The sequence below is a fragment of the Mesorhizobium sp. WSM4809 genome (assembly GCF_055811655.1).
The window spans coordinates 20,508-36,655 of the sequence record NZ_JBVVQW010000026.1 but is presented as its reverse complement, the minus strand read 5'-3'; the positions used below and the strand labels follow the sequence as shown (position 1 = coordinate 36,655).

Annotated in this window: 12 protein-coding genes; 7 read left to right on the top strand and 5 right to left on the bottom strand. The window is 59.8% G+C overall.

The features are described from left to right. Positions 1-215: 215 nt before the first annotated feature. A complete protein-coding gene (tdh, locus tag AC0L24_RS31790) occupies positions 216-1,250 on the top strand; it encodes an L-threonine 3-dehydrogenase (protein ID WP_473564819.1) in 1,035 nt (344 codons plus the stop codon). A 224-nt stretch (positions 1,251-1,474) separates the two neighbouring features. Here tdh and AC0L24_RS31785 read toward each other — a convergent pair whose 3' ends face one another. After that, on the bottom strand, positions 1,475-2,512 hold the full coding sequence (locus tag AC0L24_RS31785; RefSeq protein ID WP_473564818.1) for a cytochrome-c peroxidase: 1,038 nt from the start codon (positions 2,510-2,512) through the stop codon (positions 1,475-1,477). A gap of 529 nt (positions 2,513-3,041) precedes the next feature. On the opposite strand from AC0L24_RS31785, the gene AC0L24_RS31780 reads away from it, so the two are divergent. Next, complete coding sequence (locus AC0L24_RS31780) at positions 3,042-3,509, top strand: Ros/MucR family transcriptional regulator (protein WP_027163647.1); 468 nt, start codon at positions 3,042-3,044, stop codon at positions 3,507-3,509. 206 nt (positions 3,510-3,715) lie between these two features. Further along, a complete protein-coding gene (gene hemN / locus AC0L24_RS31775) occupies positions 3,716-5,053 on the top strand; it encodes an oxygen-independent coproporphyrinogen III oxidase (protein WP_473564817.1) in 1,338 nt (445 codons plus the stop codon). Positions 5,054-5,496: 443 nt separating this feature from the next. Here hemN and AC0L24_RS31770 read toward each other — a convergent pair whose 3' ends face one another. After that, on the bottom strand, positions 5,497-5,901 hold the full coding sequence (locus AC0L24_RS31770) for a prephenate dehydratase domain-containing protein (protein WP_473564815.1): 405 nt from the start codon (positions 5,899-5,901) through the stop codon (positions 5,497-5,499). A 701-nt stretch (positions 5,902-6,602) separates the two neighbouring features. After that, entirely contained in the window at positions 6,603-6,815 is a 213-nt protein-coding gene (locus AC0L24_RS31765) for a cold-shock protein (protein WP_008874821.1), read from the bottom strand. 770 nt (positions 6,816-7,585) lie between these two features. Between AC0L24_RS31765 and AC0L24_RS31760 the strand changes: the two genes are divergently transcribed. The 4 genes from AC0L24_RS31760 (at position 7,586) to AC0L24_RS31745 (ending at position 13,999) form a co-directional block, all read left to right on the top strand. Next, entirely contained in the window at positions 7,586-8,890 is a 1,305-nt protein-coding gene (locus AC0L24_RS31760; RefSeq protein ID WP_473564841.1) for a M16 family metallopeptidase, read from the top strand. Positions 8,891-8,894: 4 nt separating this feature from the next. After that, positions 8,895-10,277, top strand: coding sequence for a M16 family metallopeptidase (locus AC0L24_RS31755; protein ID WP_473564840.1), 1,383 nt, complete (start codon positions 8,895-8,897; stop codon positions 10,275-10,277). A 976-nt stretch (positions 10,278-11,253) separates the two neighbouring features. Further along, positions 11,254-12,729: an NAD-dependent succinate-semialdehyde dehydrogenase gene (locus AC0L24_RS31750; RefSeq protein ID WP_473564814.1), complete on the top strand. Its 1,476-nt coding sequence runs from the start codon at positions 11,254-11,256 to the stop codon at positions 12,727-12,729. A 496-nt stretch (positions 12,730-13,225) separates the two neighbouring features. Further along, positions 13,226-13,999, top strand: coding sequence for an HAD-IIA family hydrolase (locus AC0L24_RS31745; protein WP_473564813.1), 774 nt, complete (start codon positions 13,226-13,228; stop codon positions 13,997-13,999). A 412-nt stretch (positions 14,000-14,411) separates the two neighbouring features. Here AC0L24_RS31745 and AC0L24_RS31740 read toward each other — a convergent pair whose 3' ends face one another. Both AC0L24_RS31740 and AC0L24_RS31735 read right to left on the bottom strand, forming a co-directional pair. Further along, positions 14,412-14,756, bottom strand: coding sequence for a DUF2285 domain-containing protein (locus AC0L24_RS31740; protein WP_473564812.1), 345 nt, complete (start codon positions 14,754-14,756; stop codon positions 14,412-14,414). Continuing rightward, complete coding sequence (locus AC0L24_RS31735; protein ID WP_473564810.1) at positions 14,674-15,219, bottom strand: transcriptional regulator domain-containing protein; 546 nt, start codon at positions 15,217-15,219, stop codon at positions 14,674-14,676. The genes AC0L24_RS31740 and AC0L24_RS31735 overlap by 83 nt, the downstream gene beginning before the upstream one ends. Positions 15,220-16,148 lie beyond the last annotated feature (929 nt).

Genomic DNA, 16,148 nt, shown 5'->3' with positions numbered 1-16,148 from the left:
GGCACGGCGTGTGCTCCGCTCCTGCTGAAGTTCGCTGGGACAGAGCTTTTCACGCGCGCACGGCTCGCGGTGGTGTGTTGCTTCGACACAAACGCCCCCGTGGACATTACGATCGGTCCAAGAAACACAGCTGCTCCCCGAGCCTATCTTTCGTCATGCAGGCTACCCGAGCAGTCGGGAGGAGTGGAACCAACCAAGTTGTAAGGAGCACCTGTATGTCTAACATGATGAAGGCGCTGGTGAAGGCCAAGGCCGAACCGGGCGTCTGGATGGAAGAGGTGCCGGTGCCGGAGATCGGCCCCAACGACGTGCTGATCAAGATCAAGAAGACGGCGATCTGCGGCACCGACGTGCACATCTACAATTGGGACCAGTGGGCGCAAAAGACGGTGCCGGTGCCGATGGTGACGGGCCATGAATTCGTCGGCACCGTTGCCGATTTCGGCGCAGCGGTCACCGAATACAAGGTCGGCCAGCGTGTATCGGGCGAAGGCCACATCGTCTGCGGCCATTGCCGCAACTGTCGCGCCGGGCGAGGGCATCTGTGCCGCAACACGCTCGGCGTCGGCGTCAACCGTCCTGGCGCCTTCGGCGAGTATCTGGCGATCCCGCAGCACAATGTCGTGCCGATCCCCGATGATGTGCCCGACGAGATCGCCGCGATCTTCGACCCGCTGGGCAATGCCGTCCACACCGCACTCTCCTTCGATCTGGTTGGCGAAGATGTGCTGGTGACCGGCGCCGGGCCGATCGGCATCATGGGCGCGCTCGTCGCCCAATGCGTCGGCGCGCGAAAAGTGGTCATCACCGACATCAATCCGGTGCGGCTGGCGCTGGCGAAAAAGCTCGGCGTCCAGCATGTCGTCGACGCGTCCAAGGAAAAGCTGCGCGATGTCATGCCGGCGCTCGGCATGACCGAGGGTTTTGACGTCGGCCTTGAAATGTCGGGCGCCGCACCGGCCTTCCGCGACATGATCGACACCATGAACAATGGCGGCAAGATCGCCATTCTGGGCATCGCCCCGACCGGCTTCGAGATCGACTGGAACAAGGTCATCTTCAAGATGCTGCATCTCAAGGGCATCTACGGCCGCGAGATGTTCGAAACCTGGTACAAGATGATCGCGCTGGTGCAGGGTCCGCTCGATGTTTCGGGTCTGATCACGCACCGCATCGGCATCGACGATTTCCAGGCCGGCTTCGATGCAATGCGCAGCGGCAGTTCGGGCAAGGTGGTGATGGACTGGTAGGGCGACGGCCGGCGTGATTTTGCGAAGGTGGTGACGGGACACCTTCGCCTGCCGACGATCTCCTCGCGCGGGAGCATGGCTGGTGCAACGCAATGGCACCCCTCCAACGTGCGCCGCTCAACCGTGGGGGTATCGCGGCCCAATCCGACCACGCTCGTGGCAGGTCGCCCAAATCGGGCAACAAATGGTGACGGCCCCGACGTGATCGTCTTCTTCCCCCATGCCTAGGATCGAGGCCGAGGTGTCCTGGGCGTTTCAGGCGGCAAGATGGGATATGTGATCTCCGGTCGCTTTCCGGTCAGCGAATGAAGGTAGGCAACGATCCGATCGATTTCGATTTGGGTCAGCTCTTGGCCAAGCTGGGTGGTGCCCATGATCGCGACCGCCTTGCCCAGGTCCCAGACCTTGCCCGAATGAAAGTATGGCGCGGTGATTGCTACATTGCGCAGCGACGGCACGCGGAAGACATAGGAATCCTCTGGTAAATTGGTGACGGCAAATCGTCCCTTGTCGTTCTCGGGGAGAATGTCGGCGCTAGGCTTCTCAACGAGGCCGAATGGATAATAACCGTCCCCACCAAGATTGACACCGGAATGGCAGGATGAGCAGCCCTTTTCGATGAAAAGGGCCAGGCCCTGTTTCGCTTCTGGGCCGATGGCGGTGTCATCGCCATTGAGATAGGCGTCGAAGGGGGCGGGCGTGACCAGCGTCGCCTCATAATCTGCGAGTGCGATGGCTAGGTTATCGAAGGTGATGGGTTCGGCCCCCCGCGGGAAAGCTGAACGGAACCACTCCACATATTGCGGCATCGATTTGAACGTCTCGACCACTTGGTGCGGTGTGTTGGCCATCTCGGCACCGGCCTGTATCGGCCCTTTGGCCTGAGCTTTCAGGTCTTCGGCGCGACCGTCCCAGAACTGCGATTTGTTGAAGACAGAGTTAAACACCGTCGGCGCGTTGCGCTGCCCCTTCTGCCAACCATGGCCAATCGAAGTTTCACGATTGTCGTCGCCCCCGGTGGCCAGGTTGTGGCACGAGTTGCACGAGAAGACGCCTGAGGACGAGAGGCGTGGATCGAAGAACAGGGCCTTGCCGAGGGCAATCTTCTCCGGCGTGCTCGGGTTGTTGGTGACTTCCGGTATCGATGGCAAGGGCTTGAAGATGGCCAGTGCCGTTTCTCTGAGGTCTGGTGGAATGGACTGCGCAGCAAAAGCCGTGGCTGCGACCAGCGCAACAGCTATCGCAGGAAATAGAATTTTCATAAATGGAGTCCTTACGATGTGCACGGAAACCATTCTCCACATGCGGCCCGGGAACGCCCTGCGCTAGATCAGCGGATCAAGGGAATGGTGCCTGCCGACCAAGAGAATCGAGCGGCGGAACAGTGTTTGCGATTCCTCGCGCGATGACGGTTCCAATGGTGGGCGCGCGCAATCGCTGTTTGTGCGCCTGAGGGTTGGTCGGTTCCGTTGCCCGTCTCCACATGCTGCCGCAACGCCCACCTGTTTCATGCGGCAAAGTTTCTGCCCCCGGCGCATGCACGGCTCAGGTCTACAAGCTTTCTGCGTCCTTCTTTGCAATTCAGACCGACGCGATCGGGGCTGAACGGCGGATACCGGCGCAGTTATGGACAGCGATTACCGCGCAGATTAGTGACACGACAGCGTGGAGTGGCGCTATAGGCCTCGGTCCTGGACGAGCAATGAACAATCCTGTCGGGAGATTTGTTGCTTTCATCGGAAATCACCCCTAGAAGCGACCGCTCCGCAGACCAATCCACCGGAGAGTTTCATGCCAGAAGAAGACTTTGAAAACGCCAACAACCTCATCGACCTTACCGCGGATGTTGTCTCAGCCTATGTTTCCAACAATCCCGTGCCGGTGGGCGAACTGTCTACCCTGATCGGCCAAGTGCACGAAGCTTTGAAACGCACGGCATCCGGTCGCGTCTCGGCACAAGAGCCGACGGTGTTGACGCCGGCCGTCCCGATCAGGAAATCGGTGACACCGGACTACATTGTCTCCCTTGAGGACGGCAAGAAATTCAAATCGTTAAAGCGTCATCTGGCGACCCATTACGGGCTGACCCCCAACGAATATCGCGCCAAATGGGGTCTGCCATCAGACTATCCCATGGTCGCGTCGAACTACTCGGCTGCGCGCTCTGCGTTGGCCAAGACAATGGGACTCGGCCGCAAACCGAAAGAGCCTGAGGTCTCGACGCCCGAGAAGCGGTCTAGAAAGAAGGTACCAGCGTGACTTCCTCCATCCAGACCCGTTGTGGGGCTGGCGGCTCGATCAGCAAGATGTGAGCGAAACACTCGAAAAGGCGGGATCAAAATCCCGCCTTTTCCCTTGGCACGGTGTGATTACACGCCGCGAAGCGGAATGGAACTGACATAGCGCAGAGACACAGGAGACCGCAGGGGTAAAAGGACCAACTTTTCAGCTTGGGACGGAAACCGTTGCAGACCTCTATCCTGAAAGAATATCGCGAGGCTCTCCTGCCTTGGTACACCATCTATCCGACTGTAGCGGAGTTCACCGCCAGCGTCGGGGCCGAAAGCTATGAGGATTGGCTAAGAGGTCTGCCTGCTGACGATTCGGTGTCGCTCTATCTCCACATTCCGTTCTGCCAATCGATTTGCTGGTTTTGCGGCTTCCCGACCACGATTGCCCGCAATCAGGGGCCGATCCTCAACTATGTGGAGATTCTGCGTAACGAGATTCGTTTGGTCTCGGAGAAAGTGCAGCAGGGGCTCGTGGTGAACGACGTGCATTTTGGCGGTGGAACCCCGACCCTGATCGGGGCAGCCGAGTTCCTGGCCACTATAAAACTCCTGCGCCACCGCTTCGCGTTCAGGGAAGCCGCCACGATCGCCGTCGAAATTGATCCGCGCACCTTCACAGCCGAGATCGCCGAAGCGTTGGGAGCAGCGAACGTAAGCCGCGCGAGTCTGGGGGTGCAGAGCTTTGATCCGATCGTTCAAAAAGCGATCAACCGGGTCCAGAGCGAGGCGCAGACGGCCGCTGCCGTCGAAAAGCTGCGCCGGCACGGCGTGAGCGGCATCAACTTCGATCTCATTTTCGGTCTCCCGAACCAGACGCTAGAGTCCTGCGTCCAGACTGCGGCGGCGACTGTCGCCATGCGTCCCAGCCGACTTGCGGTGTTCGCCTACTCCCACATTCCATCGGTGATAAGAAATCAGCGCCTGATCGAGAAGACTGCGCTGCCGGACAGCGTCGCCTGCGCCGAACAGGCTGCCGCCGTGGCAGAGACGCTGGTTGCGGCCGGCTACCGTGAGATCGGCCTCGACCATTTCGCCTTGCCGGACGACGAACTTTCGCTGGCGCAGACCAGCGGTCGCCTACGGCGTAACTCGCTGGGTTACTCGGCCGACACCTGCAAAACCCTGATCGGCTTCGGCGCGTCCTCAATCGGGCGGGTCGGCGAGGGCTACGTCCAGAACGAGGTGACACGTGAGTCCTACATCCGGCACATAGCAGTTGGCCGTCTGGCAACGTCAAAAGGCTACCGACTCACAGATGAAGACCGCGCGCGAGCCACAATCATCGAGCGGCTGATGTGCGATTTGCAGGCCGATGTGCCGGCAATTTGTGCGGCCTATGGATTCGATCCAACTCGCCTTCTCGATTCGGCTGCTGAACGCCTGGCGAAGCTGGCCGAGGATGGGATAATGGACATCGAGAAGGGTTTCATCCGGGTGCGTCAGGAACATCGCTTCGTAATTCGCGCTGTTGCTGCCGCATTCGATGCTTTTCTCGACCGGGCTGTCCCATAGCACAGCCAAGCATGAGGGGGCCAAAGCGATCGCTTATGCCAAACGGCCTGCTCGTAAAGCCGCCGCAGGCCCCCGTCACGGCGCCCTGCGCGGATTAAGCGTTTGACGTTCCCGAATGGGCGAGCTTGCCGTAGGATCATAGTGTGACAACGGTGACGGGTTCGCGCCCGATGAGTCGACTCCGTGCCTATGAATACCACCGTTTCGCAGGCAAGAAATTGGGTCGACGAAAGATCGTCGGCGCGATGATCTCGTCCACTTCCCGAGGCACGCTCGTGCTCATCGCATGAAACTCGATGCGGCGGTCCCCTGTTCGTCAGTAATGAGGATCAACAGTTTTGGGACTATGGCGGAAACTAGCCTAAGCCAGCTAATAGCGACTGGGTAGGATCCGAGAATTCTCAGGCCACCAATCTCCGCCAATGCGGCCAGGCCCGGGTGCGTCAAAACTGCCCTGCGACATCGAGGACAAATTGATGGCTGTCCAGCCGCTCGCATATCGGACGCTGGTAGACAGTGAGCACGGCTAAATTGTGCTTCGAGAACCTGGTCAGGACACAACTAAGATTTTGCTCCGGAACGCGGAGGTGAAGTTTTGTCCGGTCAAATCCTGTTGGCGCAGGGCTCCTGCGCCCGAGCACCCACCAACGCGTAACGTTATGCAGGCCTTCTTCAATTCCTGCTCGCAATATCTGCAGATTATACAGCTTGGCACCAAGCGCAGGACCGAATGCCGCTATCGAGGGAGAGTTTTGCTCAGCCACGAAATATGTCGCTCCCCCACGGCTCTCTCGCTCGACGTGGGGCATGTTCTGTCGAGCCACCCCGGCCACCTCCTGCAGGGCCACGGGGTGGGCCGACCACCTTAGTGATCATCGAGAAATTCGCATCTCTGCTGGCCATCAGGCTGTAGCTCAGGATCTTAGGGTACTCGGCGACAATCGTGGGAGACGTCAAGCGCAGAATTTGGTCGAGGTAGGGAGTGCCGACCAGCGAGGTCGTAGCTGGGACGCATGCAATGTCGACGCAGCCATTCTCATATGCTTCGAACAATCCGTCGCCGAACGGGTGAGTTCAACTCGGTCACCAAGAGGTCCAGCGAGGCTTGATGGGTCCAGGTCCCCTCAGGGCCAATGTACCCTGCCCTCTTGATTGCGGAGGTGTCGATGGCTGGAGGCTGGCTGAATTGCTCGTTCCCCGGCGCACTCGATCGATAATGCGTCAAAGCCCACATTCACACGCACGCGGTTCATGACCGAACATATAGCAGTGATCGGTGTGAAGCGACCCGGCCCACAAGAAGCCCGCAGCTTGATCTCAGTCGTTCTGATACGCGCTTGTCGCTGTCGGCATCTGCTAGGTAAGAACTATTGTAGACAATAAGAGGGCTGGGACCCGCTCTCTTCGCTTGCAAAAATCTGTTTCAGCAGAACTTAGCAGATTGCCGCAATCCCCCGCCCGGTCGCCGGGAGTCCGTGTTCTTGCCCGCTCATATGGCGCGGTCAGTGGCCCTTCTGCCCGGCTCTTGCCGGGCAGAAGCAGAAAAAGATCAGCCAGCTTTGCTGAGACTGCCTGCGGAGGACTTGCCGGTACGGCGGTCCTGTTCGACCTCGTAGTTAATCTTCTGGCCCTCATTGAGGGTCGAAAGGCCCGCTCGTTCGACAGCGGAAATGTGTACGAAAACGTCCTGACCTCCGTTGTCAGGCTGGATAAAACCGAATCCCTTGGTGCTGTTGAACCACTTCACCGTTCCAGTCGCCATAACGTATTCCTTTGTAACCATCCAATGTAGACAGGCTATAAGCCAGGTCCGCTTCATATCCGAGATTTTAGGGACAGCAAAAGCGAAAATAGCAAAAGCCCCGGTCAAATCGCAAATCGGCTCGAGAGCTCCATCGTGACCGCCTGTCGCAGACAGCGTCTCCCGCTGGCGCTCCGAATGGCAAACACAAGTTCTGCAACGCTCCGGTAAATTCAAGAACCGCGTCTATCGCCGGTTCGGAGCCGTGTTAGGGACCACCGATCGGCCGATGTTAGCAAGAGCACGCTGATGAACCAGCAACTGCGCGCTAACGTCACCATGTTCGCGCCCCTCTGCGAAGGATGCACCTAGCAACTCTTAAACGTGAAGCGCTCCCAGGCGGTGTCTGACGTCGGACAATGTCAGGGGTACCGCAACACAGATTCCGGTGGATCGCATCGCCGAAACGGCTTTCCTCATCTGGCACGGCTCGTGCGCGGGTTCATGCAAACGCGCAGGAGAGTCGTCCCATGATCCCCAAACAGAGAAATGCCGTCCCATCTTTCGCCGGCCTACTCAAAATTGCCACACGAGCGGGGCCTGGCAGCATTGTCAGGGCTTGTCTGGACCGGCGCTGCCCACCGATCCGCCTTCTCCCCGTGAGGGCGCCAGGGACGCAGCACCTTGAAAGTGACGGACAACTCACTTCCGTTCGAGCCTTGTCCATCGCCCCCTCACTAAAACCGAAGCGACCGTCTGTCTGTCTGCGGGGTGCACTCTATGCGACCGCGATGGCATTTCTGACGACCGAGCCTGCGGCGGCCGCCAATGGCATCAAGGCAACGAATTTCCTGCTCGAAAATGGCATGGAGGTTGTCGTCATACCCGATCACCGCGCGCCCATCGTCAAACATATGCTGTGGTACAAGGTCGGCAGCGCCGACGAGCCTCCGGGCAAATCCGGCATCGCGCATTTCTTCGAGCATCTGATGTTCAAAGAGACGGCCAATCACGGCGCCGGCGAGTTGGACCGCGCGGTGGCCGAGATCGGGGGCTCGCTCAACGCCTTCACCTCTTACGATTATACTGCCTTCTACGAAATAGTGCCGCCTTCGGCACTGGAGCAGATGATGAGCTACGAGGCTGATCGCATGCGCGATCTCACCCTCACAGATGACGTCATCGACACCGAGCGGGACGTGGTCCGCGAGGAGCGTCGCCTGAGGGTCGACAACAATCCGCAGGCGCTTCTCGATGAGGAGGTCGTCACGACGCTTTGGCAGAGCCAACCTTACCGCATCCCGGTGATAGGCTGGATGCACGAGATCGAGAAGTTGAATCGCAGCGACGCCGTCACGTTTTATTACAAATACTACTGGCCGAACAATGCCGTGCTGGTTGTGGCGGGCGATGTCGAACCGGAGAGCGTGAGGGCGCTTGCCGAGAGGATTTATGGCAAGCTCCCACGTGGACCTGAGCTGCCGCCGCGTGAGCGCGCCTCCGAGCCGGTGCAGAACACCAAGCGCGTATTGACGCTGAGCGACGACCGCGTTTTGGTCCCCCTCTTCTCCAGACATTGGGTCGTGCCGTCCTATCGCACCGCCGAGCCTGGCGAAGCCGAAGCGCTGGACCTCCTGGCGGAGATCCTCGGCGGCGGCAACCGAAGCCGGCTTTACCAGGAGCTCGTTGTCGAGCAAGGCATAGCCGCCGCGGCCTACGCTGATTTCCAAGGCAACATGCTGGATGCTGGCAAGTTCAGCATCCGAGGCTGGCCGCGCGGCGACGCCGAGCTTGCGGATGTCGAGGCTGCCGTCGACGCCGAGATAGCGCGCATCGCCAGCAACGGCGTCACCAGCGACGAACTGGAGCAGACGAAAAACCGCTATATCCGCTCGTTCATCTTCGGCCATGACGAGCAGGGCACCGTCGCCCGCCTGTATGGCGCCACGCTTGCCACGGGCGGCAATGTGAAAGACGTCGAGGAATGGCCAGACCGCCTCCGCAAGGTCACGGCCGATCAGGTTAAGGCCGTGGCGGCCCGCTACCTCGTGTCTGACCATTCGACAACCGGCCATCTCCTGCCCAAGGAAAATTGACATGATGACGAACCTCTACCGCAGGGCCATTCCACAGGCATTGCCCTCTCCTTTTGGACAAGGCTGGCGCCTCGCCTCTTCGCTGGCTGTGCTTTGCCTTGCCATTTTGTTCCTCACTCTCCCGGCACTTACCGCGCGTGCTGCCCTGAACATCCAGGAGGTGAAATCTGAACAGGGGATCACCGCCTGGCTGGTAGAAGACCATACGCTGCCGATCATCACGCTCCAGTTCGTGTTCGACGGCGGCACCAGTCAAGACCCGGCCGGTAAAGAGGGGCTTGCCGAATTGATGGCCGGCTTGTTCGACGAGGGCGCAGGCGATTACGGCGGCGACTCCTTTCAGGTGCGGCTCGATGATGCCGGCGCTGAGATGGGCTTTCACGCGGGGCGTGATGGCATCCATGGCTCGGTGCGCATGCTTTCCCTGCGCCAGGACGCCGCTTTCGATCTCATCAGGCTCGCGTTGAACAGGCCCCGCTTCGATCAGGAACCCCTTGACCGAATCCGCGCTCAGCTTCTCTCCGGCATCATCGCCAACGAGCGCGAACCTCACGCGATCGGCGAGGATGCCTGGCGGCGCAGTATCTATGGCACGCACCCGTATTCGAGGCCGCCCGAGGGCACCAAGAAAAGCCTGACCCGCATTACGCCCGCCGATCTAAGCGCCTTCCACAAGGCCGCTTTCGCCAGCGGCGGGCTGCACGTCGCGGTCGTGGGCGACATAGATGCCAAGTCCCTGAGCGCAAGGCTCGACGAGTTGTTCGGCGATTTACCCCCGAAACAGACGCTTGCGCCGGTGCCTGATGTCACGCCGAAGCTCGGCCGGTTGACCTGGGTCGAATACGCCCTGTCCCAGACTTCGCTCCGGCTGGCTTTTCCCGGCATCGGGCGCACCGAGCCGGAATTCTATGCTGCGCAGTTGATAAACGATATATTGGGTGGGTCATCTACCTCACGGCTGTACCGGGAAGTGCGCGAAAAGCGCGGCCTTGCCTACGGTGTCTCCTCTAGCTTGGAAAGCCACCAGCATTCCAACACGCTTGTCGTGGCCACGTCGACGCGCGCCGACAGGGCGGCCGAGACGCTCGGCCTGATAAGACAGATAATCAAGGAGCTGGCGGACACGGGCCCAACAGCGGCCGAGCTCGATGCGAGCAAGAAGCATCTGATCGGCGCCTTTGCTATCAACCATCTGGGTTCCTCCAGATCCATTTCAGCCACGCTTCTCGCGTTGCAACTTGACAAGCGCGGCATAGATTACATTCAGCGCCGCCAGGCCCTCATCCAACAAGTGACGATCGACCAGGTCAGGGCGGCGGCGAAGAAGCTGCTTTCGGCCGAGCCCGCCATTTTGGGCATTGGCACGGGGCTTGCCCCAGCCCCGTGACAACCAGCAGTCTCGCGCTCTGCCAAGGTCCGCATTGATCGTCTTCGGAACTGCGTAAATGCTGAGTGGCTAACCATTGGCAAACAAGGATTCCAACTTTCCCATAAAACGCGAAAGTTAGGATCTCTGTTCACCTTGGACCTGATCGGCAGATCGAGGAGCGCCTCGCAGGCACAATAAGTAGCCCGAGGGGCGTCAGCGCTTGTACCGAGGCGACGGGCGAGAGACACGGGTCCGGCTGCAATGACAATATCGGTCAAGACGGCACTTGCCGAAGTGCCAGACGCAGATGGCGGGACACTGGACTCCACAGCCCCGACGAGGAGTGCTGTTTTCCACTCGGGATCGTCACCTGCTGTGGTCGAAGCGCACTCTTGCGGTTCGGTGGCCGTAAGGATAACGCTCGCCCGCCGTCCCACAGCCCCACAACCATGGCAGTTCGTTTCGTTGGGTATTTAGGTCTTTATCGTATAAAAGCCGCTTCTCTAACTCGTTCAAGGTCATGTGCGATGCAGGCCAGTGCTCTGTTCGCACAAGCGGCGATGGAGCCGGCTTCCGTTCGGAGTCGCCACTTTACTAGTTACTAGGGCCGGCGGACCGATCGGTCTTTCCACACGAGCCTCAAACGGTGCCCATGAGAAGCTTGGAGGAACCGTGCAGAGCAACTTTTTGGAAGGAAGCTCCACCCCAGTTTTTGCTCAGTGATCGTTATGATCTCAACCTCACCTTCGCATTGACCCGAGGACTCCGATCTTGATCCGCAGCGCTGGCCGCGGTGGGGAAGCCGATGCCTGTTGTTCAGGTTGCACTGTCGAGAACCGCGAGTCATCGACAGAAGAATTGAAAATTCTCGCGGCGAGCTGAGTGCAATGGTCTACCAGCCGTCTGACCGAGGCCCTATAAGCACCCGAAGGTGCGGAGTACCACCGACGCCCTGTCGACATACATATCAGCCGAATTTGAGAGGAATCCGGTATTGCCCTTGTGCCTGCCGATGATCCGCCACTTGAAATCCCCGGACCTGTTTGGCGCCATCGATCGCCTGCCGGCGCTCGGCACGCCGATTAGCGAGCGAACATTCGAGGTCCTCAATCCGTCGAGCGGTGAGGTCCTGGCGGCACTTCCCGACATGGGCGTGGAGGAGACACGCGCTGCGATCGACAAGGCCTATGTAGCGCAGCCTGGTTGGGCTGCGCTGACCGCCCGAGAACGCAGTGACGTTTTGTGGCGATGGCATGAGCTGATCATTGAACACGCCGATGATCTTGCCGCGATACTCACTGCAGAGATGGGCAAGCCGTTTGCCGAAGCCAAGTCGGAGATTTCGCACGCGGCTGCGTATCTGCAATGGTACGCCGAAGAAGCCAATCGCATCTATGGCGAGACGATCCCCGCACCGTCGACAGACCGTCGCATGCTGGTGATCAAGCAGCCCATCGGTGTGGTCGGCACGATTACGCCATGGAATTTCCCGGCGTCGATGGTGGCGCGCAAGATCTCGCCGGCCCTGGCGGCGGGCTGCACGATCGTGCTCAAGCCTGCTGAACAGACGCCGCTCGTGGCAGGTGCAATGTTCGCCCTCGCCCACCAAGCCGGCTTTCCCGACGGCGTGGTGAACCTAATTTATGCGTCTGAAGGTGATGGCGTCGGACGTGAACTTTGCTCCAACCCGAAGGTCCGAAAGATCAGCTTTACAGGCTCGACCGAGGTTGGCAGGCTGCTCATGCGCCAGTGTTCGGACCAGATCAAGAAGGTCAGCCTCGAGCTCGGCGGCAATGCGCCGTTCATCGTCTTCGACGACGCCGATATCGACGCTGCGGTTGACGGCGCGATCCAGGCGAAGTTCCGCAACGCCGGGCAGACCTGTGTTTCAGCGAACCGTCTTTACGTTCAATCGAGCGTTCACGATGAGTTCGTTGAAAAATTCGTGGAGAAAGTCCGGTCTTTGTCGGTTGGCGACGGCTTCGCTCCGGCAGTGGACGTCGGACCGCTCATCGACGTGCATGCTTTGGCCAAGATCGAGTCCCACATCGCAGATGCCGTTGCCAAGGGTGGCGCAATTCGATGCGGTGGCGAACGCATCGGCAAGGATGGGACCTTCTTCAAACCCACAGTCCTCACTGAAATCACCAGCATTATGGCGGTTGCGCAAGAGGAGACTTTCGGGCCGCTCGCCCCGATCATTCGCTTCCATGATGCGGATCAGGTTGTGCGTGAGGCCAACGACACGATCTACGGTCTCGCCGCTTATTTCTATGCCTCGAATCTGAAGCGTGTCTGGCGCGTTGCCGAGGCATTGGAATATGGCATGGTTGGCATCAACACCGGGCGTATGTCTTCGGAAGCGGCGCCCTTTGGCGGCATGAAGCAGTCCGGCATTGGGCGAGAAGGATCCCGCCACGGGCTCGAAGACTACCTCGAAATGAAATACCTCTGCATGGGCGGCATCTGATCTCTATGTGGATGGATACCTCAGGCGCAAAATGAACCAAAGGCATGATCGAGCTTTGGCGAACCTTCTGTCGGCTGGTTTCGGGGTCGTTCACCGCGACCTGCGGCCTGTGCGCCTTAAGTGAGATCCAGACGCCCAGCTACGTGAACCGCCTCTACGGCCAGGAGGCAATGCGCCGCTAGCGGACGTTGCTCATCCTATCCAAGCGGCACGTCTCGCCAGGCTAGCGGTTCACTGGAACTAGAGACGCTATTGTCCATCAGCTGCGCTAACGCAGCGAATGTCGTCAAGCCGACGATGCAGGGCGTCTGCACGGTGAGCGGGTGCCACCGACACGTTTACGCCGCAGCCTCCTAATTGCCGCACCGCCAACTGAGCGCCCTTCGCGCATCGCTCTCAATCGGTACAGTCGCCGGCATTCTCGCCTGGAGAAGATTCAGTGAAACCAGACGTGCCCAGGCCCTGCATGCACGAAGACATTGAGGGTTGAGATCGAATGACTACAGCGCATCTGCTCGACATGGACGGGGTCTTGGTCCGGGGCGGCCAACCGATTGCTGGTTCCGTCGGCTATGTCGCCGGGCTAATTGCCAGGGGTGAGCCGTTTCAGATCTTCACCAATAACTCGCGCTTCACGCCCGAAGATCATGCCGAGCGTCTAAGAGCGGTCGGCTTCGCCGTGCAGCCAGAGCACATCTACACCTCGGCGCTCGCCACGGCGCGGTTCATGGAACTGCAAAAGCACGGATCATCTGCCTATGTCATCGGCGACCATGGCCTGGTCGAGGCTCTGCGGCAGGCAGGCTGCCGCATAACGGAGTTTGCCCCCGAGTTCGTGGTCCTCGGAGACACGATTTCGTATCACTACGAGCAGATCGCAACTGGCGCCGAGCTTGTGGCTAAGGGCGCGCGTTTTCTCGCCACCAATCCGGATGCGACTGGCCCGACCGAGCGGGGCTCCCATCCGGCGTGCGGGGCAGTCGCGGCACTAATCGAAAAGGCCACCGGCCGTCAGCCCTATTTCGTCGGGAAGCCGAACCCGTTCATGATGCGCAACGCGCTCGACCGACTGGGAGTGCGAGCTGTCGATACCATCATGGTCGGTGACCGCATGGACACCGACGTGCTCGCTGGGCTGGAATCGGGCCTGAAGACGGCCCTTGTGCTTACTGGGGTGACCAAACGGGCTGACATAGAGCGGTTTCCGTTCAGACCCGACTACGTGGTCGAGTGCCTTGCCGATCTGGGCCAGACCATCGTGAACCGATAAGCCGAACGCAACCCAATACCGACTGGGCGCTTGCTCTAGTCCCGACCGTTACACGCATGCCCGGCAGGAGACTGAGCTCGCTGCCGGGCCGGGTACGCCTTGGGAGGTGGCGTAAGTCCGCGACCTTCGTGGCGGGGGGAACCACTCAGTCCGCGCGTTTTGCCGAGCGTGCATGTACCGTGCCAAGACAAAAAGAAGTTAAAAAGGCCCGAGAGGCAGATTCCGCTACGTTGCGGACTCGACATTGTCGGCTATCGGACGATGCCGAACGTGCCTCTCGTCGTCGACCGACGTTTGAGCAAGAGTGCACCCACAAGGCCGTTCGCTGCCATGTCGAGCCGGCGCACTGGTGGCGACCCCGGTCTAGCTCCGGACTGTTCGCCGGCTGATGCAGAGGGCGGACTGTCCCTTTTCAATGAAGGAAACCCCTGTACCCTCCATGCATGAGGGCGCGGCCACGAGAGACAGCGCGGCGAATGCGGTCGCGCAGATGGTCGCGAGGATCCGTCCAGTCGGCATGGACGCGCCGTTGACCAATCAGCGCTTCGGCGAGCTCGCGATGTGACGCCCCAGCAATTGAGCCGTCGAGCGCACGAAGAACGAAGGTCAAACGGGGACCCCTTTTTTCTGGCGGGAATGAGCGGGCAGGGAGCGGTTGACCGACATTTAGACCATTAAGGCACTCGAGCGCCCTTAGCCGGTGCTTCGAAAGCGTCGCGGGCCAGATGGCCTCGGTACGGAGGCAAACGGGGTGCAAGATATCCGCGCCAGAGACGGCGAGCTGGAGCGTATGCTGCGCGTTGCGAAGAAGGACATGCTGGCTCTTGTCGGGCGCCAGCAGGACTGTCGCACGGCACGGCAATGCCGAGAGCTCGAACGACGCTGTCGCCGACCACACGGACAGCCGTTCTGCAATGACCGGCAGCACATGAGCGCACCATAGCGGAGACCAGAATATGACCGAATTGCACCCATAAGACTCGGCGAAACAGAACACCCCAGCGTGACAGGTCGCCGGCCGCCGCGACCACATCGAGAAAAGGCCGGAAGGACAAAGTATTGGCCTGCTGGCTTGCAGCGGTCACATCAGCCTGGAATGCTGGATTGCGGCGTAAAAACTCCCAGGCCCATTCGCGCGGCGTCAGAGCTGAGGTGTAATTGTATGATCTTTCATCGCGCCAATCAAACTCATCGGCGCCATTCACGAGGACTGCAGGCATGATTTTGCTCCCCTGCCCGCCCCAGGTGAGGTCGAAACTTGCCGCCTGCCAAAGCACCGGCTCCGGGACCACCAGAACTCGATGGATGCATTTCGTCCAAGCGTGTGCCATCGGCATTGTGGAGGGCAGAACACGCCGGCAAATAGCGGCGAGACCGTCGGACCAGCGGAGTGACAGCCAGCACGGCCTGAGCACCCCAAACGAATTGGCTCGATAACAATAGTCGAATCCTGCGTTGCTCTCCTGACGTTCCTTGAAGATCTAGCGGCGTGGCGGTGGATTGAACGCTGATTGTGGGCAGATTGTCGTAGCGCCGGCGTTATAAGCTTAGTCATGGAAGGTCTCCTGGGGGAAATTCCCACCATTGGAGGCCAAGTTTCAGGCTATGGCAGCCTGTATAGATGTACAGGGATGCCGACAGTTCAGCGGACCCGTGGGCGATTGCTTTGCGGTGGTGCTCACGCCGTGCGAACGGTGTGCACGTGGAGCGCGGCGGCCGGGATGCGCGTGTTGGCAGAGGATGATCAACCATCCAGGTGGGCCAAAAGGAGCCCTCCGGATTTCCGAGTTTTTGCCGCTCCGGCGTGGACCCCAGACGCTCTCAGTTCGCTCAAGGCGGCAATCGACTCGTGGTGTCGTTTGCCAATTGGTCCGGAAGCGTTCTGGCGCGAAGGTGTTGCGGTCCAGCCAAGTTCATTGTGAGGTTCACTCTTGAGTTCTGCATTGTGCCGCCGAAATTGCCGCCCGAGCTTGATCCGGCGATTACGCGGTGCGCCCGTTGTCGCATACTCGACGATGTCGGACATGCGACACAGCGCTACTAGAGTCATCGCACTGTTTTGAAGCGTTTTCTCAGTTGGCACGACAGATGCAGTCCTGTGCGCAAGAGCACTCTGGCGCCGACTGAGTAGAACCCTCTGATGATCACG